This window comes from Streptomyces griseocarneus (assembly GCF_014655595.1).
GTDB classification, from domain to species: domain Bacteria; phylum Actinomycetota; class Actinomycetes; order Streptomycetales; family Streptomycetaceae; genus Streptomyces; species Streptomyces griseocarneus.
In genome coordinates, this window is record NZ_BNBL01000014.1 from 1 (window position 1) to 21701 (window position 21701).

Below are 21701 nucleotides of genomic sequence, written 5' to 3' on the forward strand. Positions count from 1 at the left end.
CCTTTCAGCGCCGATGGTACTGCAGGGGGGACCCTGTGGGAGAGTAGGACGCCGCCGAACTTTTTTTGAAAGAAAGCCCTGGCAGGGAACCCAGTTCCCCGCCAGGGCTTTCTTGCGTTTCCGGCCCGCTTCCCTCCCCCTCCGCACGGTCCCAACTCGCCGGGGGGTAAAGTCATGGGACATCGTTGGTACATATCCCCACAGGAGGCCCCCGGGTGGAGGTCCAGGAGACGCGCGTCCAGACCGACCGCGTCCTCACCATCCCGAACATCCTCAGCATGGCGCGCCTGGTCGGCGTACCCCTCTTCCTGTGGCTGATTCTTCAGAAGCACGACGGATGGGCGCTGGTCGTACTGGCTCTCAGCGGCGTCAGCGACTACCTCGACGGCAAGCTCGCCCGGCGCTGGAACCAGATCAGCAACCTCGGCCGGCTGCTCGACCCGGCCGCCGACCGGCTCTACGTCCTCTCCACCCTCTTCGGCCTGACGTGGCGTGAGATCCTTCCGCTCTGGCTGACGGTCGCGCTGCTCGCCCGGGAGGCGATGCTGCTGGTCATGGTGTGGATCCTGAGGCGCCACGGCTATCCGCCGCCGCAGGTGAACTTCCTCGGGAAGGCCGCGACCTTCAACCTCATGTACGCCTTCCCGTTGCTGCTTCTCAGTGACGGAGAGGGCTGGTTGTCCTCACTCGCCGCGATTTTCGGATGGGCGTTCGCCGGATGGGGTACAACCCTCTATTGGTGGGCAGGGATCCTCTATGTGGTTCAGGTCCGCCGGCTGGTCAAGGCGGATGCCACGGCTGACTGATCGCGCCGTAGCCCCGAGCGTTCCGGGGCCTGACTGAAGTCGCGGGCGTGAAAGTCGGCAAGACCGTCGTCTCCCAAGGAGGACGCTTCCGACATGAAGGCCGTCGTGATGGCCGGTGGCGAAGGAACCCGGCTTCGCCCCATGACCTCGAGCATGCCCAAACCGCTCCTGCCGGTGGCCAACCGGCCGATCATGGAGCACGTACTACGGCTGCTCAAGCGGCACGGGCTCACCGAGACCGTGGTGACCGTGCAGTTCCTCGCCTCCCTCGTGAAGAACTACTTCGGTGACGGCGAGGAACTCGGCATGGAGCTCTCCTACGCCAACGAGGAAAAGCCACTCGGCACCGCGGGCAGCGTCAAGAACGCGGAAGAGGCGCTCAAGGACGACGCCTTCCTGGTCATCTCCGGTGATGCCCTCACCGATTTCGATCTGACCGATCTGATCCGGTTCCACAAGGAAAAGGGCGCCCTCGTCACGGTCTGCCTCACCCGGGTGCCCAATCCGCTGGAATTCGGCATCACCATCGTCGACGACGAGGGCAAGGTCGAGCGCTTCCTGGAGAAGCCCACCTGGGGCCAGGTCTTCTCGGACACCGTGAACACGGGCATCTACGTGATGGAGCCGGAGGTCTTCGACTACGTCCGGCCCGACGTCCCCGTCGACTGGTCGGGAGATGTCTTCCCGCAGCTGATGAAGGAGGGCAAGCGCGTCTTCGGCTACATCGCCGAGGGCTACTGGGAGGACGTCGGCACCCACGAGAGCTACGTCAAGGCCCAGGCCGATGTGCTCGAGGGCAAGGTGGACGTCGATCTCGACGGCTTCGAGATCTCCCCGGGAGTCTGGGTCGCCGAGGGAGCCGAGGTGCACCCCGACGCCACCCTGCGCGGGCCGCTCTACATCGGTGACTACGCCAAGGTCGAGGCCGGCGCCGAGATCCGTGAGCACACCGTCGTCGGGTCCAACGTCGTCGTCAAGACCGGCGCCTTTCTGCACAGGGCCGTGGTCCACGACAACGTCTACGTCGGCCAGCAGAGCAATCTGCGCGGCTGTGTCGTCGGCAAGAACACCGACATCATGCGTGCCGCCCGGATCGAGGACGGGGCCGTCATCGGGGACGAGTGCCTCATCGGCGAGGAATCGATTATCCAGGGGAACGTCCGCGTCTACCCGTTCAAGACGATCGAGGCGGGCGCCTTCGTCAACACCTCCGTCATCTGGGAGTCCCGGGGCCAGGCGCACCTCTTCGGTACCCGGGGCGTCTCCGGCATCCTCAATGTGGAGATCACCCCCGAGCTCGCGGTGCGGCTCGCCGGCGCGTATGCCACCACGCTCAAGAAGGGGGCGACGGTCACCACGGCGCGTGATCACTCCCGTGGTGCGCGGGCGCTCAAGCGCGCGGTGATCTCCGCCCTGCAGGCGAGTGCGATCGACGTCCGGGACCTGGAGAACGTACCGCTGCCGGTGGCCCGGCAGCAGACGGCGCGGGGCAGCGCCGGCGGGATCATGATCCGCACCTCGCCGGGCGTGCCGGACTCGGTGGACATCATGTTCCTCGACGAGCGCGGTGCCGACCTCTCCCAGGCAGGGCAGCGCAAGCTCGACCGGGTCTACGCACGCCAGGAGTACCGGCGGGCCTTCCCCGGGGAGATCGGCGACCTGTCCTTCCCCTCCAGCGTCTACGACTCGTACACGGGCTCGCTGCTGCGGTCCGTGGACACCACCGGAGTCGCGGAGTCCGGGCTCAAGGTCGTCGTGGACGCCTCGAACGGCAGCGCCGGGCTCGTTCTGCCCAGCCTCCTCGGACGGCTGGGGGTGGACGCGCTCACCATCAATCCCGGGCTCGACGAGGCACGCCCGACCGAGACCGCCGACACGCGTCGTTCGGGTCTGGTGCGGCTCGGGGAGATCGTGGCGTCGGCGCGGGCGGCGTTCGGTGTGCGGTTCGACCCGGTGGGGGAGCGGATCTCGCTGGTCGACGAGCGCGGGCGCATCGTGGAGGACGACCGGGCCCTGCTGGTGCTGCTGGACCTGGTCGCGGCCGAGCGGCGCAGCGGGCGGGTGGCGCTGCCGGTGACGACGACCCGCATCGCCGAGCAGGTCGCGGCGTACCACGGCACGCAGGTGGAGTGGACGACGACGTCGCCGGACGACCTGACGCGCGTGGGCCGGCAGGAGTCGACGATCTTCGGCGGCGACGGCCGCGGCGGGTTCATCGTCCCGGAGTCCAGCAGCGTCTTCGACGGCACGGCCGCGTTCGTACGCCTCATCGGGCTGGTGGCGCGTACGCAGCTCACGCTCAGCCAGATAGACGCCCGGATCCCCAGGGCTCATGTCCTGCGCCGTGACCTGGCGACCCCTTGGGCGGTGAAGGGCCTCGTCATGCGGCATGTGGTGGAGGCGGCCGGGGATCGTTCGGTGGATACGACGGATGGTGTGCGCGTGGTGGAGGCCGACGGGCGATGGGTGATGGTGCTGCCCGATCCCTCCGAGGCCGTGACGCACCTGTGGGCGGAAGGGCCTGACGACGCCTCCGCCCAGGCGCTGCTGGACGAGTGGTCGGCGGTCGTGGACGGCGCCGGGCGCTGACGGCGGGAGGGGGCGTCGTCTCCCGGGTTCCCGGAGTGTCCCGGATCTGTCCCGGATCCGGCACGCCGGTGGGGCCATTGGGAGACGACGCCCCCGACGTGCGACGATGTGCGGCATGTCGCAGCAGCCCCCCGTTCGGAGCACCTCCTCACCGCCGCCGCGCCCCGATGCGTCGATGTCGCTGCTGACGAATGTGATGCATCACAGCCTCGACGAGGGGTACGCGGAGGCGGCGGCCAGACGTGCCGAGGGAGGCACGGGACTTCCCGGCACGCTGCGGGCGAAGTTGGGTCTGGCCGGCGCCCTGTTGCTCGCCGCCGTGGTGGTGACGCTGGGGGCGGCGCAGGCGCAGATATCGGCACCGACGCTGGCCAAGGAGCGCGAGCAGCTGATCCAGCGGATCGAGAAGGAGACGTCGGCCGCCGACACGCTGCAGAGGAACGTCGACTCCCTGCGTTCGGCGGTGGGCAGCAAGCAGCGTGACGTGCTGCAGAAACACGGTGGGGACAAGGCCGAGTTGGTGTCCCTGCTGGCCGGCGCCACTCCGGTGCACGGGCCGGGGGTCAAAGTGGTCGTCGACGATGCCAAACAGGCCAAATCCGGCGGTGGCGGTCCCCGGGAGAGTGCTGGGTTCTCCGACACCGGACGGGTGCGCGACCGTGACATGCAGCGCATCGTCAACGGCCTGTGGCAGTCCGGTGCCGAGGCGATCGCGGTCAACGGGCAGCGCCTGACCTCACTGTCGGCGATCAGGGCCGCGGGGGACGCCATACTGGTCGACAACAAACCGCTGGTGCCGCCGTACACGGTGCTGGCGGTCGGGAACGGGCAGCGGCTGAGCACCGCTTTCCAGGACAGTGCCGACGGGCAGTATCTGCATGTTCTGCAGCAGAACTACGGGGTTCGCGCCAGCATTTCCGCTCAGGACGAGGTCCGGCTGCCGGCCGCGCCGAGTCTGATCGTACGAATCGCAAAGCCAGGGAAGGGCACATCGTGATCGCCGTATTGGGCCTCATCGTGGGAGTCGTGGTCGGACTGGTCGTCCGCCCCGTGGTGCCGACGGCGGTCGAGCCCTACCTGCCCATCGCCGTCGTGGCGGCGCTGGACGCGGTGTTCGGCGGCCTGCGGGCGATGCTGGACGGGATCTTCGACGACAAGGTCTTCGTGGTGTCGTTCCTGTCCAATGTGGTGGTGGCTGCCCTGATCGTGTTCCTGGGCGACAAGCTGGGCGTCGGCGCGCAGCTGTCCACCGGCGTGGTGGTCGTCCTGGGCATCCGCATCTTCTCCAACGCGGCCGCCATCCGGCGGCACATCTTCCGGGCGTGAGAACGAATGAGCACTGACGACACCCCGGAGAAGTCCGGAGCGCAGGGCCGGCCCGAGGGGCCGGAAGGGGCTGAGAAGTCCCCGATGTCCGAGAACGGCGGGAAGCCGGAGGAGCCGGCCGGCCGCGAGGGATCCGGGCCGCAGCCGCGTCCGGAGCCCGGGGCGAAGCCGGAGCCCGAGCAGGAACCCGAACCGGAACCGGAGCCCGAACCGGAATCCCAAGCGGAGCCCGGACCGGAGCCCGGACCGGAGCCCGAACCGGAGCCGGAGCCGGTGGCCGGCCCGGGCCTCGAGCCCGTCGAGCCGTCCACGGGGGAGGCCGGGGCGGAGCCGCCGTTGACGGGACGTCAACGGCTGGTGAACGGGCTGTGGCCGCCGAGGCTGACGCGGGCCCAGCTGACCGTCGCGGTGCTGCTGTGCGTGCTCGGTCTCGGCCTGGCCATCCAGGTCCGGTCCACCAGCGACAACAGCGCGCTGCGCGGTGCCCGGCAGGAGGACCTCGTACGGATCCTGGACGAGCTGGACAACCGCACCAAGCGGCTCGAGGACGAGAAGCGCCGGCTGGAGAACCAGAAGACGCAGTTGGAGAGCAGCTCCAACCAGGCGGCCGAGGCCCGCAAGCAGACCGCGCAGAAGGAGGACCAGCTCGGTGTCCTCGCGGGTACGGTGGCGGCCCAGGGGCCCGGCATCGAGCTCACGGTGAGCGACAGCAAGGGGGCCGTCGAGGCCGACAAGCTGCTGGACACCATCCAGGAGCTGCGGGCCGCGGGCGCGGAGGCGATCCAGATCAACGACGTCCGCGTCGTCGCCGACACGTACTTCTCGGGCTCCGCGGGAAAGGTGGAGATCGATGGCAAGAAGGTGTCACAGCCCTATAAGTTCAAGGTCATCGGCAAGCCGCAAGACCTGGAGCCCGCGCTGAACATCCCCGGCGGTGTCGTGCAGACTCTGGAGAAGGAGCAGGCCGGGGTCACTGTCTCCCGGTCTGAGAAGATCATTGTGGATGCCTTGCGCCCGGCGAAGCGGCCTGACTACGCTCGGTCGTCATCGCAGTGAGACGGGCGCGCAGGCGGGGCCCATGGGGAGGGCGGGAGGTTGCGGGGGGTCGGCGCACCAAGTTCGGGGCGCGTGATGGAAACTGTCTGTTGACCTCGGACGTTGTAGAGATGTCCAGGTCGGATGGTGTGTGCAGCAAGGGTTTGTCCTGCCCCACGGGCGGGTCTGTAGCGGTCAAGGGGAATCGCCCGTGAAGTTGTTTGCGAAGTTGTTCGGCAAGAGCGCACGCCAGGACGGCGGCAGCGCCCGGCACCGGGCGTCCCGCCCGGGGGACGGCGGCGAGGGGGCCCAGGAAGGCCGTCCGCTGTTCCGGGACCAGGTGGACGCGCACGGCGCACCGGGTGGCGACATTCCGGGCGGTCAGGGCGCGTCCTCTGTTGACCCTGCCCAGGCGGGGCGCATAGGTTTCGGGGCACCAGCGACCTCAAGTGCGGGTGGAGGGTTTGCCTTGCCGGTATGTACGAGGTGTGGCCACCGGAACGGCGAGGCCAGCCGGTTCTGTTCCAACTGCGGTGCGCCGCTGCGGCCGGGTGCCGTGGCCGAGCGCGCGTCGGAGACGACCTCGACCATCTCCATCTCCGGTCTCGAGGCGTACGACTCCGAGACCACCGGCCAGACGCAGATCCCGGCGCTCTCGCCCGAGGCGCAGGCCGCCGTGGACGCGCTGCCGCTGGGCTCCGCGCTGCTGGTGGTGCGCCGGGGGCCGAACTCCGGCAGCCGTTTCCTCCTGGACGCCGATGTCACCACCGCGGGCCGTCACCCGCAGAGCGACATCTTCCTCGACGACGTCACCGTCTCGCGCCGGCACGTGGAGTTCCGCCGGGAGCAGGACGGCTCGTTCACCGTCACCGACGTCGGCAGCCTCAACGGCACCTACGTCAACCGTGAGCAGATCGACTCGGTCGCGCTGTCCAACGGCGACGAGGTGCAGATCGGCAAGTACCGTCTGGTCTTCTTCGGCGGCCAGCGGGGCATCTGACCCTCTCCCGGACTCCGTCCGGGGGGTACCCCAGGGAAGGGCCATGCTTCGAACACCGTCGGGCGGCACCGGTTCCTCCGGTGCCGTCGGCGCGGAAGGCCGGCTGATGAGCATCGGCACGGTGCTCAACGTGCTGCGCGAGGAGTTCCCCGAGGTCACCATCTCCAAGATTCGTTTCCTGGAGTCGGAGGGCCTGGTCGAGCCCCGGCGCACCCCGTCCGGCTACCGCAAGTTCAGCGCGGAGGACGTGGAGCGGCTCGGGTACGTGCTGCGGGTGCAGCGCGACCACTACCTCCCGCTCAAGGTCATCCGGGAGCAGCTGGACGCCCTGGCCCGGGGCGAGCGCGTGCAGCTGCCGGCTCCCGCCCAGCCGCGGGACGCCCTGGACCTCGTGGAGGGCCTGGAGGGCCCCGCGGCGCCCGACGGGAGTCCCACCGGTCCCGAGGGCCCCACGGTCACCCGTATCGGCCGTGCGGAGCTGCTGGCCACCGTGGGGGCCACCGAGGAGGAGCTGGCGGAGTGGGAGTCGTACGGCCTGGTCGTCCCTCATCCGGACGGCGGGTTCGACGCCGATTCCCAGGCGACCGCCCGGATCGTCGCGGACCTGGGGCGCTACGGCCTGGAACCCCGGCATCTGCGTGCCGTCAAGGCGGCCGCCGACCGTGAGGCCGGCCTGATCGAACAGGTGATCGCGCCGCTGCGCAGGCACCGCAATCCGCAGACCAGGGCTCACGCCGAGGCCACCGCCCGGGAGCTGGCCGCCCTCTCCGTTCGACTGCACGCCGCCCTGGTGCGCGGTGCCCTGCACCTGCGGGGACAGTGACCGCGGGCGGCCCGACTACCCAAACCTGCCGGGCACGGCCTAGGGTTGCTGTGTGAACGAGCTCGATGTCGTGGGCGTCCGGGTGGAAATGCCCTCCAACCAGCCGATCGTGCTCCTGCGGGAAGTGGGAGGCGACCGTTACCTCCCGATCTGGATCGGACCGGGGGAGGCGACGGCGATCGCCTTCGCCCAGCAGGGCATGGCGCCTGCCCGCCCGCTGACCCACGACCTGTTCAAGGACGTGCTGGAGGCGGTCGGACAGCAGCTCGCCGAGGTCCGGATCACGGATCTGCGCGAAGGCGTGTTCTACGCGGAGCTCGTCTTCGCCAGCGGTGTGGAGGTCAGCGCGAGGCCCTCCGACGCCATAGCGCTGGCGCTGCGCACCGGCACGCCGATCTACGGCAGCGACGGGGTGCTGGACGACGCGGGGATCGCCATCCCGGACGAGCAGGAGGACGAGGTGGAGAAGTTCCGCGAGTTCCTCGACCAGATCTCGCCGGAGGACTTCGGCAGCGGCAATCAGTGAGACCCCGGGCGGTCCCTGCAGATCGTCTCTCGACCGGGGTGGCTCCGGGCGATACGCGCCCATTCGAGTAGCTTTTCCCGCTATGCGGACACGTAAAACCACTCTCAGGGTGATTATCACTCGGCGTGCCGAGTGTGGCGATCGTTGACGCACCCCGAGCGACTGCCTACCGTCGAGAAGGCAGGTCAAGGACGGAGGTCGGCGTGAGAAGCACGGGCGACGGTACGGCGGTCGGCGGTCCGTATCCGCTGCATGGGGGAATGGTCGAACCAGTGCCCCGCTATTCCGCCACGCCAGCGGTCACCACTCCGCGGGGGCGGGACTCCGAAGGCGAGAGCGCCTCGCGTGGTCCGGACAGCATCGGTTACCGGGGGCCGACCGCGTGCGCCGCGGCCGGCATCACCTACCGGCAGCTGGACTACTGGGCGCGTACGGGGCTCGTCGAGCCCAGCGTGCGGCCCGCGTACGGCTCGGGCAGCCAGCGGCTCTACAGCTTCCGGGACGTCGTCGTCCTGAAGATCGTCAAGCGGTTGCTGGACACCGGGGTCTCGCTGCAGAACATCCGCACCGCGGTGCAGCACCTGCGGGCCCGGGGCATGGACGACCTGGCGCAGATGACGCTCATGAGCGACGGCGCCACGGTCTACGAGTGCACCTCGCCCGACGAGGTCGTCGACCTCCTCCAGGGCGGCCAGGGAGTCTTCGGGATCGCCGTGGGCGTCGTCTGGCGCGATGTGCAGAGCGCGCTCGCGCAGCTGCACGGCGAGCGCGTGGACACGGGCGAGACGCTCGTGGGCCACAACCCCGCCGATGAGCTCGCCCGCCGCCGCAACCGGGCGGGGTAGGGCTCTCAGCGACCTTCGAAGCGCCCCCCGCCGGCTGCCGTGAGGCACCCGGCGGGGGGCGCTTCGGCGTGCTCCGGCCCTGGCAGGGAGCCCGATTGTCAGTGGTGTGCGGGAGCATCGGTCGTGTGAGGGGTGTACCGACGATCCTGCATCTGGACATGGACGCTTTCTACGCTTCGGCGGAGCAGGCGGCCAAGCCCAGCCTGCGCGGAAAACCGGTGGTCGTCGGCGGCATCGGCCCGAGGGGCGTGGTGGCCACGGCGTCGTACGAGGCGCGGGTCTTCGGCGTGCGGTCGGCCATGGCCACGGCCCAGGCCCGCCGGCTCTGTCCCAACGCCGCCTACCTCACCCCGCGGTTCGGGCTCTACCAGAGCGTCAGCCAGGTCGTCATGGAGCTGCTCCGCGAGCTGTCGCCCCTGGTGGAGCCGCTGAGCCTCGACGAGGCGTTCGTGGACCTCGAGGCGGGCGGCGTGGAGCCCACGGCCGCCGCGGCGCGGGCGGTGGGCGAGAAACTGCGCCGGGACATCGCGAGGGCCACGGGACTCACGGGCTCGGTGGGGCTGGCCGGCTCCAAGATGCTGGCGAAGATCGCCTCCGAGGAGGCCAAGCCCGACGGGCTGCTGCTCATCGAGCCCGGCACCGAGCTGGAGATCCTGGGCCCGATGTCGGTGCGTGCCATCCCGGGCGTCGGCCCCGCCACTGCCGAAACGTTGCGGCGGGCGGGCATCGCCACCGTGGCCGAGACCGCCGTGGCGGGCGAGGACGAGCTGGTGCGGCTGCTGGGCCGGGCGCACGGCGCGGGCCTGTACGCCCTGGCCACCGGCCATGACGACCGGCCGGTCGTCGCCGAGCGCGACGCCAAGTCCGTGTCCGTGGAGGACACCTTCGCCGAGGACCTCACCGACCGGACCCGGGTCCAGCTCGAGCTCGCCCGCCTCGCCGACCGCTGCGTGCGGCGGCTGCGCGGCGCCGGGCGGTCCGGGCGCACGGTCTCGATCAAGGTGCGGAGCTACGACTTCTCGACGCTGACCCGCTCCGAGACGCTGCGCGGCCCCACCGACGACCCGGCGGTCGTCCGAGAGGCGGCCGCCCGGCTGCTCGAGGGCGTGGACACCACGGCGGGCGTGCGGCTGCTGGGCGTCGGCGTCTCCGGGCTCGCCGACTACACCCAGGAGGACCTCTTCGCCCAGGCGGCGAGCAGCACCCCCGCCGAGGCCCCGGAAGGGGTGACGGACGAGGAGGGCGAGAGCACGGAGGTTCCGGCGGCGCTTCCGCCGCCCCGGCAGTGGCTGCCGGGCCTGGACCTCCGGCACGCCGAGTACGGGCCGGGGTGGGTGCAGGGCAGCGGCCTGGGGCGGGTCACCGTCCGCTTCGAGACGCCCTGGTCGGAGCCGGGCCGGGTACGGACCTTCGCCGTCGACGACCCCGCGCTGGAGCCGGCGGAGCCCTTGCCGCTCGTACGGGACGCCGGCGCGCCGGGCCCGGGGGACCAGGGCGACCGGGAGGATCAGGACGGTCCGGAGGGCGTCCCGGGCTCCGGGGGCTCGCCGGAGTCCGCCGGAGCCGGAGCCTGCGGTGCCGGCAGCTCGAGCCCGTAGTGGTGGTAGAGCTGCAGCTCCTGCTCGGGGGAGAGGTGGCGGCCGACGCCGAAGCCCGGCGCCTTCTTGATCAGCTCCCGTTCGTAGGGCACGTGCAGCGCGTCGTCCTCGACCCGGCTGGGCACGAGCGGCACGAACGCGTCCCGGCCGAACAGGCCGGTGCGCACCGCCGCCCACTCCGGCTCCCCGGTCGCGTCGTCGAGGTACACCTCGTCCACGGTGCCGATCTTCGAGCCCTCCCGGTCGAAGGCCTTGCGCCCGATCAGGCTCCGGGGATCGATGTCGCTCTGCACGATTCCTCCCTTGGCTTCTCCGCCCCCCGACGTCGCCCTGAAACCACGAAAGTGCACAAAACAGGAACCGGCCACTCGGGAGATCCGCCCGGAAAGGCGCGCTGGTAGGCTGGCGATTGGCCGCAGACCCCGTGCGGGAGAGTCCTCCTCGAGGCCCACCAGGGCACCGGCGAGGCGCCGAAGGAGCAAATCCTCCCCGGAATCTCTCAGGCACCCGGTACCGCACGGACGAGGTCACTCTGGAAAGCAGGGCGGGCCCAGGTCAGGCATCTCACCGAAGCCCCTCCTCACCGACGGTGAAAGCCGGGTCGCGCGTTGCGCCCCGGTGAAGCTCTCAGGTTGAGATGACAGAGGGGGAGGCCGTCCGGGTACCCGCGCCGTGGTACCCCTCGCAGGTCGCAATGACCAGGAGGCCTCCGCAGATGACAGCCCACCGCATCGCCCTCTCCGACCTGGAGCGCGGCACCCCCTTCGAGGCCCGCCACATAGGGCCCGACGGCGAGGCCCAGGCCAAGATGCTCGCCCAGGTCGGCTTCGGCTCGCTCGACGAACTCACCGCCGCCGCCGTGCCGGACGTGATCAAGAACGCCGAGGCGCTCGCGCTGCCCGAGGCCCGCACCGAGGCCGAGGTCCTCGCCGAGCTGCGCTCCCTCGCGGACCGCAACCAGGTGCTCGCCCCCATGATCGGCCTCGGCTACCACGGCACGTTCACCCCGCCGGTGATCCTCCGCAACGTCATGGAGAACCCCGCCTGGTACACGGCCTACACGCCGTACCAGCCGGAGATCTCCCAGGGCCGCCTCGAGGCGCTGCTGAACTTCCAGACGGTCGTCGCCGAGCTCACCGGCCTGCCCACCTCCGGCGCCTCCCTCCTCGACGAGGGCACGGCGGCCGCCGAGGCCATGTCGCTCGCCCGGCGGGTCGGCAAGGTCAAGGGCGGGGTCTTCCTCGTCGACGCCGAGACCCTGCCGCAGACCATCGCCGTGATCGAGACCCGCGCCGAGCCCACCGGCGTCGAGGTCGTCGTCGCCGACCTCACGGACGGCATCCCCGACGAGATCGCCGAGCGCGGCGTCTTCGGCGTCCTGCTGCAGTACCCCGGCGCCTCCGGCGCGGTGCGCGACCTGCGCCCGGTCATCGACCGCGCCCACGAGCTCGGCGCGATCGTCACCGTCGCCGCCGACCTCCTCGCGCTGACCCTGCTCACCTCGCCCGGCGACCTCGGCGCCGACATCGCGGTCGGCACCACCCAGCGCTTCGGCGTGCCCATGGGCTTCGGCGGACCGCACGCCGGATTCATGGCCGTCCGCGAGAAGTTCGCCCGCAGCCTCCCCGGCCGCCTCGTCGGCGTCTCCGTCGACGCCGACGGCAACAAGGCCTACCGCCTGGCCCTGCAGACCCGCGAGCAGCACATCCGCCGCGAGAAGGCCACCAGCAACATCTGTACGGCACAGGTGCTCCTCGCCGTCATGGCCGGCATGTACGCCGTCTACCACGGCCCCGAGGGCCTGGCGGGCATCGCCCGCCGCACCCACCGCTACGCCACCCTCCTCGCCGAGGGCCTGCGGGCCGGTGGCGTCGAGGTCGTGCACGGCAGCTACTTCGACACCCTCACCGCGCGCGTGCCCGGCCGGGCCGCCGAGGTCGTCGAGGCCGCCCGCGAGCGCGGCGTCAACCTCCGCCTGACCGACGCCGACCACGTCGGCATCGCCTGCGACGAGACCACCACCCGCGCGCACCTGGCGTCCGTGTGGGCCGCGTTCGGCGTGGAGGCCGACGTCGAGGCGCTCGACGCGACGGCCGCCGAGGCCCTGCCCGAGGGGCTGCTGCGCTCCGACGAGTACCTCACCCACCCGGTCTTCCACCAGCACCGCTCCGAGACGGCGATGCTGCGCTACCTGCGCCGCCTGGCCGACCGGGACTACGCGCTGGACCGGGGCATGATCCCGCTCGGCTCGTGCACCATGAAGCTCAACGCCACCACCGAGATGGAGCCGGTCACCTGGCCCGAGTTCGGCGCGCTGCACCCCTTCGCGCCGGTCGAGCAGGCCGGGGGCTACCTCACCCTCATCACCGAGCTCGAGGAGCGCCTCGCCGAGGTCACCGGCTACGACAAGGTCTCCATCCAGCCCAACGCCGGCTCCCAGGGCGAACTCGCGGGCCTGCTGGCCGTCCGCGCGTACCACCGGGCCAACGGCGACGAGCAGCGCACCGTCTGCCTCATCCCGTCCTCCGCGCACGGCACCAACGCCGCCAGCGCCGTGATGGCCGGCATGAAGGTCGTCGTCGTCAAGACCGCCGACGACGGCGAGGTCGACGTCGAGGACCTGCGCGCGAAGATCGAGCAGCACCGCGACGAGCTCTCCGTGCTGATGATCACCTACCCGTCCACCCACGGCGTCTTCGAGGAGCACGTCGCCGACATCTGCGCGGCCGTGCACGACGCGGGCGGCCAGGTGTACGTCGACGGTGCCAACCTCAACGCGCTGGTCGGGCTCGCCAAGCCGGGCCGGTTCGGCGGCGACGTCTCGCACCTGAACCTGCACAAGACCTTCTGCATCCCGCACGGCGGCGGCGGCCCGGGCGTCGGCCCGGTGGCCGTCCGCTCCCACCTCGCCCCCTACCTGCCCAACCACCCGCTGCAGCCCACCGCGGGCCCGGAGACGGGCGTCGGGCCGATCTCGGCCGCGCCGTGGGGCTCCGCCGGCATCCTGCCGATCTCCTGGGCGTACGTCCGCCTCATGGGCGGCGAGGGCCTCAAGCGCGCCACCCAGGTCGCCGTCCTCGGCGCCAACTACATCGCCAAGCGCCTCGAGCCGCACTACCCCGTGCTCTACACCGGCCCGAACGGGCTGGTCGCGCACGAGTGCATCGTGGACCTGCGGCCGCTGACCAAGGCGACCGGGGTGAGCGTGGACGACGTGGCCAAGCGCCTGATCGACTACGGCTTCCACGCGCCGACCATGTCGTTCCCCGTCGCCGGAACGCTGATGATCGAGCCGACGGAGAGCGAGGACCTGGCCGAGCTGGACCGGTTCTGCGAGGCGATGATCGCCATCCGCGCGGAGATCGAGAAGGTCGGCTCGGGCGAGTGGGACAAGGACGACAACCCGCTGCGCAACGCCCCCCACACCGCCGCCTCGGTGGCCGGTGCGTGGGAGCACCCCTACAGCCGTGAGGAGGCCGTCTTCCCGGCCGGGGTGTCGGCGCCCGACAAGTACTGGCCGCCGGTGCGGCGCGTCGACGGCGCCTACGGCGACCGCAACCTGGTCTGCTCCTGCCCGCCGCTGGACGAGTACGACGGCTGACGGCGGCCGCGACGGCTGACGTCAGGGGCCCGGAAACGGGTCGGGGCCGGTTCGGCGTTCGCGCCGGGCCGGCCCCTTCATGTTCTTTTCGTGCCTGTTCTTTTCGTGCCTGTGGTGCTGTGGGTCATGCGTGCCGTGCCGCGTGGCGCGCCGCTAGGCGGCGGTCACCACGTGGTCGGTGCCCAGCGACCGGTGCGGGGCGATGATCTGCCCGTCCGGCAGCAGCTCACCGGTGTCCTCGAAGCAGAGGACGCCGTTGCACAGCAGGCTCCATCCCTGCTCCGGGTAGGTGGCCACGAGGTGGGCGGCCTCCCGGTCGGCGGAGTCGGCTGACGGGCACGTGGGCTGGTGCTGGCACATGGAAGGGATCTTTCGCTCTGATGTGGTGGCTGTCCTGCGGCTCGATGCGTTGGTCATGCCGCCCCCCGTAGTGAATCGTCGGTCGGTCCCAGTGTTGCCCCACGGGCCTCGTTCCGCAGGCATTTCACCGTGACGCTCCTCACAGGAGGATGACGCATCACCCATGCGGGCGGTTGCTTCCAACTCCGCAGTCCCTTTGGGGGGTTCGGCATGGCCGCAGTGGACTAGTCCGGTGGGGTGAGAGATGGGGGCAGAGATACGCCCCGCGCCCCCTCGGACTCCGGGGGCGCGGGGCGGAGGGTGGCGATCTTGGCTCAGGCGGTCGCCTTGAGCTGTGGGCCGGGGGCCAGCCGGCGGGTGAGGACGGGCAGCAGATCGCTGGCCCGGTGGGGACGGTGCGCGGCGATGCCCGGGGGCGCGGGGGCGAGCGGCACGAGGAGGTCGCCCGGCGCGAAGAGCTCCGAGGTGGCGTCGGCCGCGACGTCGGCGTGCAGCCAGAGGGTGAGCATGTAGAGCTCGGGCACCGACAGCAGCCGCGGCTGGTACGGCGTGGTCAGCGCCTCGGCCTGCCGCAGGGCCAGTTCGGTGGAGGCGAGGTACGGGCCCTCGAAGAAGTGCGAGAACGCCCAGCCGTCGGGCGTGGGCCGCGCCTCGCCGGCGGCCACCGCCCGCCCGTCCTCCGTGATCAGGAAGCGCCAGCCCGAGAGCCGGGTGCGGGGCGTCCCGCCGCGCGCGGTGACGCGCTCCAGCACATGGACGGGCAGCGGGAGTTCGGCGGTGAGCGGAGTGCGGGCGGACCGCAGGGAAGGCGTGCGGGCCTCGCGGACGGCGGTGGGGGAACCGAGGGCCGTGAGGACGCTGCGGAGGGCAGGCGCGGGCGCAGGGGGGACATGCAGCGGCATGGTGAGTCGCCTCTCGCTTTGGGAGACACACGGTGGAGCTGGGCAGGTGCGACGACGCTGTCGGCGAGCGGAACGGGGTCAGAGGGGGGCCGGACCGACTCCGGGGACGCCTACTCTCTGCCTCATTACGGAGTTTATACGACACGTGTTCACACAGTGTTTCGCCTAGCTGTCCGCAGCATTTCCGGCAAGGGGAAATCGGGGCGCGTTCCAGGGGTGATTTCGGTGATTTTGTGGCCTCTTTGCGCGCGTGACCTCGGCGTTCCCTTCGCATACGGTAGGCCGGATCTCATCGGTGTTTATCACCAGCGCATTGCGCCGCAGTCGGGGGTCCCCGTTATGCCGACGGAATGTGCCGGAGTGCGCTCGGGGGAAGCCTACCGGGTATGCGGTCGCCGCGAGGCGTTATGGATCGTCCCGTCTGGGCATCATCGACCGTGACAAGGCGGCCGGCGCCATGGGCGACCCGGTTGAGGGAGGGACGCTTGAATGGGTGAGAAGGTCGCGGCCATGGGGTTCGACCTCGCCGACCGCCGGCGGTACCGGGACAAGCTCCGGCAGTGCCTGGAAGGGTTGGCGAGGCTGCTGGAGGAGAAGCGATTCGATCGCCCCCGGAATCTCATGGGGCTGGAGATCGAGCTGAATCTCGCGGGCTCCGACGGCATGCCGAGCATGGTGAATGCGGAGGTGCTCGAGCGTATCGCGAGCGGGGATTTCCAGACCGAACTCGGGCGTTTCAACCTGGAAGTGAACATCGTCCCGCACCGGCTGTCGGGCCGGGTTCTCGACCAGCTCGCGGAAGAGATGCGCACCGCCCTGTCGTACGCCGACCGCAGGGCCATGGAGGTCGATTCCGGAATCGTCATGATCGGTATCCTGCCGACGCTCACCAGCGCCGACCTGGTCTCCTCCAACCTCTCCGCGGCCGACCGCTACTTCCTCCTGAACGACCAGGTGGTGGCCGCCCGGGGCGAGGAATTCACCATCGACATCGACGGCGTCGAGCACCTGACCTGCACCGCCCGCTCCATCACCCCCGAGGCCGCCTGCACCTCCGTCCAGCTGCACCTGCAGGTCACCCCCGGCCGGTTCGCCGCCGTGTGGAACGCCGCGCAGGCCGTCGCCGCCGCGCAGATAGCCGTCGGCGCCAACTCGCCGTTCCTCTTCGGGCGGGAGCTGTGGCGGGAGTCCAGGCCCCCGCTGTTCGTCCAGTCCACCGACACCCGCCCGCCCGAGCTCCAGGTCCAGGGCGTGCGGCCGCGCACCTGGTTCGGGGAGCGCTGGATCACCTCGGCGTACGAGCTGTTCGAGGAGAACCTCCGCTACTTCCCGCCCCTGCTGCCCATCTCCGCCGACGAGGACCCGCTGCGCGTGCTGGACGAGGGCGGGGTGCCCTGGCTGCACGAACTCACCCTGCACAACGGCACCGTCTACCGCTGGAACCGCCCGGTCTACGGGATCGCCGACGGCGTCCCCCACCTGCGCGTGGAGAACAGGGTGCTGCCCGCCGGGCCCACCGTCACCGACGTGATGGCCAACACCGCCTTCTACTACGGCCTGGTCAGGGCGCTCGCCGAGGAGTCCCGGCCGGTGTGGACCCGGCTGCCGTTCGAGGTCGCCGCCGAGAACTTCGACCTCGCCTGCCGCCACGGCATCGACGCCGTGCTGCGCTGGCCCCGGCCCGGGCGCGGCGGCACCCCGGCGCGGGTGCCCGCCGTGCGGCTCGTCCGCGACGAGCTGCTGCCGCTGGCCGCGGCCGGGCTCGACGCCTGGGGCGTCGAGCCCGCCGACCGCGACCACTACCTGGGAGTCATCGAGGAGCGCTGCCGGCGCGGCGTCAACGGAGCGTCCTGGCAGGCGGACACCTATCACCGGGCGCGCGAGCGCGGGCTGGACCGCCGGCTCGCCCTGGCCGCCACCACGCGGCGCTACTGCGAACTGATGCGCACGGGCGAGCCGGTGCACACCTGGCCGGTGGGCATCGCCTGACGCGGCCCGCCGCACCCCCTGTTCGTACCGCCACCGGGTCGTCGGGCAAGCTGTGACGACCGTGACCATGGGCAGGCGGGAGACGAGGGTGCGGCACAACGCTCCAGACGGTGAGGCGGGCGCCGGGACGAAGGCGGCCGGCGAAGGGCCGTCCGGCGGCGGGCCGTCGGAGGGCGGGCTGCCCCGGCGGACGCTGCGCGCGGAGATACTGATCGTCCTCGCGCTCTCGCTCGGCGCCAGTGCGGTGTCGTCGCTGATCAGCTTCGTCGGCTCGGTCACCCGCCCCGGCGGGCTCAAGGACCAGGCCGCCACCCTCAACGCCTCGCACGCCCCCGGCCGGCCCTGGCTCGACCTCGCCTGGCAGGTCTTCGGCATCGCGACCGCGCTGGTGCCGGTGCTGCTCGTCGTCCACCTGCTCGCGCGCGAGTTGCCCGGGGGCGGCGCGCTGCGGGCCATCGGCCTCGACCGCCGGCGGCCGGGCCTGGACCTCGCCCGGGGCGCCGCTCTCGCCGCGGCCGTCGGCGGCAGCGGGCTGCTGTTCTACCTCGCCGTGCGGGCAGCGGGCTTCAACCTGACCGTGGTGCCGGAGAACCTGCCCGACGTGTGGTGGAAGCTGCCCGTGCTGATCGCCTCGGCCCTGCAGAACGCCGTGCTCGAGGAGGTCGTGGTCGTCGGCTACCTGCTGCGCAGGCTCGGGCAACTGGGCTGGACCCCGGCGGCCGCCCTGGCCGCGAGCGCGGTGCTGCGCGGCTCGTACCACCTCTACCAGGGCATCGGCGGCCTGGTCGGCAACATGGTGATGGGCGTGGTGTTCGTCCTGTGCTACCGCCGGTGGGGGCGGGTGGGGCCGCTGGTCGCCGCGCACGCGCTCATCGACATCGTGGCGTTCGTCGGGTACGCGCTGCTCGCGGGCAAGGTGGCCTGGCTGCCCACGGCCTGACCCGCGGCCCCGGTCCACCTAGGCGAGCAGTTCCCCGTCGATGACGGTGACGGCCGAACCGGTCAGCAGCGTGCGGTCGCCGCGCAGCGCGGTGCGGACGAGGCCGGTGCGGGCGGAGGCCTGCAGGCCCGTGAGGTCGTCACGGCCCAGCCGGGCGGACCAGAAGGGGGCCAGCGCGGTGTGGGCGCTGCCGGTGACGGGGTCCTCGTCGATGCCCACGTTCGGGAAGAAGCAGCGCGAGACGTAGTCGTAGCCGCGCGAGGGGTCCTCGGCGGCGGCGGTGGCGATGACGCCCCGGCGGGAGGCGCGTGCCAGCGCCGCGAGGTCCGGGGCGAGGGCGCGCACGGCCTGTTCGTCGGCCAGCTCCACCACCAGGTCGCCGATGTGCTCGCTGGTGTCGAGGACCTGCAGGGGCGTCGCGCCCAGGGCCTCGGCCAGTCCGGGGACCGTCATCGGCGTGAGCTGCGAGGTGGGGAAGTCCAGGGTGATCCGGCCGTCCTCGTGGGCGGTCGCGGTCAGGACGCCGCAGCGGGCGGCGAAGCGGACGGTTCCGGTGGCCATGCCCGTGGTGTGCAGGACGTGGGCCGTGGCGAGCGTGGCGTGGCCGCACAGGTCGACCTCGGTCGTGGGGGTGAACCAGCGCAGCGCCCAGTCGGCGTGCGGCGTTGCCTCGGGCAGGCGGTGGGCGAAGGCGGTCTCGGAGAGGTTGACCTCCGCGGCGATCTGCCGCAGCCGGTCGTCGCCGGGGAAGGCGCCGGTGTCGAAGAGCATGACCCCGGCCGGGTTGCCGGCGAAGGGACGGTCGGTGAAGGCGTCGACGATGCGGATCTTCATGGCCGGAGCGTAGAGGCGCGAAGGAGCCACAGGCCATGGCCAATCGCAGAAAACTGGACTGATGTGTGGACTGCTCGACGGATCCTGGCCGCCGCCCCGCGGGGTTCCTTGACCGGCCGTCAGCAGCTGGCCAGACTCCGGATCCGGTCCGACAGAAACGGAGCCCGGCCATGGCCCCGAGCCCGCGCCCCGTACGCCCCGCCGTCGCCCTCGCGGCCGTCGCCGTCTGCGCCGCCCTGCTCGCCGGCTTCCCGGCCGGTGCGGGCGGCGAGCCGCTCTACCGTGACGCGCGGGCCGGCACGGACGCCCGCGTACGCGACCTGCTGGGCCGCATGACGCTCGACGAGAAGATCGGGCAGATGACCCAGATCGCCGTCGTCCGCCTGCAGGGGGACTGCCGCGAGAGCGGCGGCGAGCTCACCGAGGCCTGCCTGCGGACCGTGCTCCACGACCATGCGGTCGGCTCGGTGATCTCCGGCGGCGGCATGGGCCCGCCGGTGAACACGCCGCGCGCGTGGGCCCGCATGGTCAACGCCGTTCAGAAGTACGCCCTGGACCACAGCCGGCTGCGCGTTCCCGTGCTCTACGGCATCGACGCCGTCCACGGCCACCACAGCGTCCTCGGCGCGACCGTCTTCCCCCACCAGATCGGCCTCGCCGCGGCCTGGGACCCGGCGCTCGTGCGCGACTGCGCCGGGGCCACCGCCCGGGCCGTCGCCGCGACCGGCATCGACTGGAACTTCGCCCCCGTCGCCGACCTGGCCCGCGACCGGCGCTGGGGGCGCTACTACGAGACGTTCGGTGAGGACCCGCTGCTCGCGGGCGCCCTGGCCGCCGCGGCCGTGCGCGGGACCGAGGGCGCGCACGGCGCCAAGGACGTCGCGTCCACCGTCAAGCACTTCGGCGGCTACTCCGAACCCGCCAACGGCCACGACCGGGTGCCCGCCGACGTCTCCCTCCGCTACCTCCAGGACACCCTCCTCGCCCCCTACCGCACGGCCGTCGAGGCCGGGGCGAAGAGCGTGATGGTCAACTCCGGCGCGGTCAACGGCGTGCCCGCGACCGCCTCCCGCCACCTGCTGACGACGATCCTGCGGCAGCGGTGGGGGTTCGCCGGGGTCACCGTCAGCGACTGGCAGGACGTGCGGGCGCTGTGGACGAGGTACAAGGTGGCGGCGGATTACCCGCACGCCATCGCCCTCGCGGTCAACGCCGGGGTGGACATGGCGATGGAGCCCTACGAAGCCGGCGAGTTCACCGAGGGACTGCGCGCCGCCGTCCGCGACGGCCTCGTCTCCCCGCGGCGGATCGACGAGGCCGCCGGACGCGTCCTGCGGCTGAAATTCACGCTCGGGCTCTTCGAGCGGCCGTTCGCCGACGCCGGACGGGCGGACCAAGAGGTCCTGGGCGCCGACCGCGACACGGCCCGCCGGGCCGCGGAGAGCTCGCAGGTGCTGCTGCGCAACGAGGGGAACGTCCTGCCGCTCGGGCCGTCGGTCAGGAAGATCGTCGTCGCCGGCCCGTACGCGGACGACATCGCCGCCCAGACGGGCGGCTGGACCGTCGGCTGGCACCGGGTGCCCGAGGGGGTGAACGTGCCCGGTACGACCGTGCTCGCGGGCATCGAGGCGGCCGCCCCCGCCGGTACCCGCGTGGTACGGGCCCGCGATGCCGCCGACGCCGTGCGGCAGGCCCGTACCGCGGACGCGACCGTCGTGGTCGTCGGCGAGCGGCCGGCCGCCGAGGGCGCGGCCGACAGCCCCCGGCCGGAGCTCCCGGCGGACCAGCGGGAGCTGGTGAGGTCCCTGGAGGAGAGCGGCCGGCCGGTCGTCGTGGTCGTGCTCGCCGGGCGCCCCCTGGTGCTGGGCGAGGCGGCCGGCACGGAAGGGCTGCTGATGTCCTGGCTGCCGGGCACCGAGGGCGGCCACGCCGTCGCCGGCGTGCTGTTCGGCGGCGTGAACCCCGGCGGGCGGCTGCCGGTCTCCTGGCCCCGCCGGACCGGCAACGAACCGCTGTACTACCAGCAGTTGCCGGGCACCAACGCGGGCGCGGAGTCCGCGCACGACGTGGCGTACGACTTCGGCGACGGCCTCTCCTACACCTCCTACCGCTTCGAGGCCATCGGCCTGGACGCGGCCACCGTCCCGGCCGGGCGGGAGGTGTCCGTGACGGTGCGGGTCGCCAACACCGGCGGGCGCGACGGCGATCTGGTCGTACCGGTGTACGTGTCGCGGCCGGTGAGCCGCGTCCTGGCGCCGCCGCGCCGGCTGGTGGCCTTCACCCGGACGCATCTGAGGGCGGGGGAGTCGCGCACGGTGCGGCTCACCGTCCCGGCCCGGGCGCTCGAGGTGACCCCGGGCGACCTCGACGGAGCGGGGACGCCGCGGGTGGAGCCGGGCACGTACATCGTCAGCGCGGGGGCGCGCACGGCCACCCTGACGATCACGCAGGGCGCGCAGGACGGGCCCGCGCGCCCCTGAGACGGACCCGTCATCCCTCCTTCTGAAGGATGACGGGACGGCCGGCG

The 21701-nt window shown here is 71.7% G+C and carries 18 protein-coding genes and 1 riboswitch; of the genes, 14 read left to right on the forward strand and 4 right to left on the reverse strand.

The window, feature by feature from the left end:
* The first annotated feature begins 215 nt into the window (after positions 1-215).
* From clsA to IE295_RS28080, 10 genes are all read left to right on the forward strand, one after another.
* A complete protein-coding gene (gene clsA / locus IE295_RS28035; RefSeq protein WP_190066571.1) occupies positions 216-806 on the forward strand; it encodes a cardiolipin synthase ClsA in 591 nt (196 codons plus the stop codon).
* 93 nt (positions 807-899) lie between these two features.
* A complete protein-coding gene (locus tag IE295_RS28040; RefSeq protein ID WP_190066572.1) occupies positions 900-3395 on the forward strand; it encodes a mannose-1-phosphate guanyltransferase in 2496 nt (831 codons plus the stop codon).
* Positions 3396-3510: 115 nt separating this feature from the next.
* Positions 3511-4392, forward strand: coding sequence for a DUF881 domain-containing protein (locus IE295_RS28045; protein ID WP_190066573.1), 882 nt, complete (start codon positions 3511-3513; stop codon positions 4390-4392).
* Complete coding sequence (locus tag IE295_RS28050) at positions 4389-4721, forward strand: small basic family protein (protein WP_071964751.1); 333 nt, start codon at positions 4389-4391, stop codon at positions 4719-4721. The genes IE295_RS28045 and IE295_RS28050 overlap by 4 nt, the downstream gene beginning before the upstream one ends.
* Positions 4722-4727: 6 nt before the next feature.
* A complete protein-coding gene (locus IE295_RS28055) occupies positions 4728-5777 on the forward strand; it encodes a DUF881 domain-containing protein (RefSeq protein WP_190066574.1) in 1050 nt (349 codons plus the stop codon).
* Positions 5778-5907: 130 nt separating this feature from the next.
* The gene (locus tag IE295_RS34515) at positions 5908-6756 is read left to right on the forward strand and encodes an FHA domain-containing protein (RefSeq protein ID WP_372479439.1); all 849 of its coding nucleotides are present in this window, start codon (positions 5908-5910) and stop codon (positions 6754-6756) included.
* A gap of 43 nt (positions 6757-6799) precedes the next feature.
* On the forward strand, positions 6800-7579 hold the full coding sequence (gene ftsR, locus IE295_RS28065) for a transcriptional regulator FtsR (protein WP_190066575.1): 780 nt from the start codon (positions 6800-6802) through the stop codon (positions 7577-7579).
* 52 nt (positions 7580-7631) lie between these two features.
* Positions 7632-8105, forward strand: a complete 474-nt coding sequence (locus IE295_RS28070; protein ID WP_086574146.1) for a bifunctional nuclease family protein — start codon at positions 7632-7634, stop codon at positions 8103-8105.
* A gap of 203 nt (positions 8106-8308) precedes the next feature.
* The gene (locus IE295_RS28075; protein ID WP_086574148.1) at positions 8309-8950 is read left to right on the forward strand and encodes a MerR family transcriptional regulator; all 642 of its coding nucleotides are present in this window, start codon (positions 8309-8311) and stop codon (positions 8948-8950) included.
* Between the two features lie 125 nt (positions 8951-9075).
* Positions 9076-10548: a DNA polymerase IV gene (locus IE295_RS28080; protein WP_190066576.1), complete on the forward strand. Its 1473-nt coding sequence runs from the start codon at positions 9076-9078 to the stop codon at positions 10546-10548.
* Here IE295_RS28080 and IE295_RS28085 read toward each other — a convergent pair.
* Positions 10458-10841 (reverse strand): PRC-barrel domain-containing protein, encoded by a 384-nt coding sequence (locus tag IE295_RS28085; RefSeq protein ID WP_190066577.1) that lies wholly within the window; start codon positions 10839-10841, stop codon positions 10458-10460. The genes IE295_RS28080 and IE295_RS28085 overlap by 91 nt on opposite strands.
* A 124-nt stretch (positions 10842-10965) precedes the next feature.
* Positions 10966-11074, forward strand: a riboswitch (glycine riboswitch).
* Between the two features lie 189 nt (positions 11075-11263).
* Between IE295_RS28085 and gcvP the strand changes: the two genes are divergently transcribed.
* Positions 11264-14149, forward strand: a complete 2886-nt coding sequence (gene gcvP, locus IE295_RS28090; protein WP_190066578.1) for an aminomethyl-transferring glycine dehydrogenase — start codon at positions 11264-11266, stop codon at positions 14147-14149.
* Positions 14150-14302: 153 nt separating this feature from the next.
* Here the strand turns inward: gcvP and IE295_RS28095 are convergent, their stop codons facing one another.
* Complete coding sequence (locus IE295_RS28095) at positions 14303-14509, reverse strand: DUF5999 family protein (RefSeq protein ID WP_190066579.1); 207 nt, start codon at positions 14507-14509, stop codon at positions 14303-14305.
* 314 nt (positions 14510-14823) lie between these two features.
* Positions 14824-15411 carry a hypothetical protein gene (locus IE295_RS28100; RefSeq protein ID WP_190066580.1) on the reverse strand — a complete coding sequence of 196 codons (588 nt, stop codon included), beginning with the start codon at positions 15409-15411 and terminating at the stop codon, positions 14824-14826.
* Between the two features lie 489 nt (positions 15412-15900).
* Here IE295_RS28100 and IE295_RS28105 point away from each other — a divergent pair, with 489 nt between their 5' ends.
* Both IE295_RS28105 and IE295_RS28110 read left to right on the forward strand, forming a co-directional pair.
* Entirely contained in the window at positions 15901-17400 is a 1500-nt protein-coding gene (locus IE295_RS28105) for a glutamate-cysteine ligase family protein (protein WP_190066581.1), read from the forward strand.
* Positions 17401-17467: 67 nt separating this feature from the next.
* The gene (locus IE295_RS28110; RefSeq protein WP_190066675.1) at positions 17468-18340 is read left to right on the forward strand and encodes a CPBP family intramembrane glutamic endopeptidase; all 873 of its coding nucleotides are present in this window, start codon (positions 17468-17470) and stop codon (positions 18338-18340) included.
* Positions 18341-18358: 18 nt separating this feature from the next.
* On the opposite strand, the gene IE295_RS28115 is transcribed toward IE295_RS28110, so the two are convergent.
* On the reverse strand, positions 18359-19174 hold the full coding sequence (locus IE295_RS28115) for a PhzF family phenazine biosynthesis protein (protein ID WP_190066582.1): 816 nt from the start codon (positions 19172-19174) through the stop codon (positions 18359-18361).
* Between the two features lie 170 nt (positions 19175-19344).
* On the opposite strand from IE295_RS28115, the gene IE295_RS28120 reads away from it, so the two are divergent.
* A complete protein-coding gene (locus tag IE295_RS28120; RefSeq protein WP_190066583.1) occupies positions 19345-21654 on the forward strand; it encodes a glycoside hydrolase family 3 N-terminal domain-containing protein in 2310 nt (769 codons plus the stop codon).
* The last annotated feature ends 47 nt before the right edge of the window (positions 21655-21701 follow it).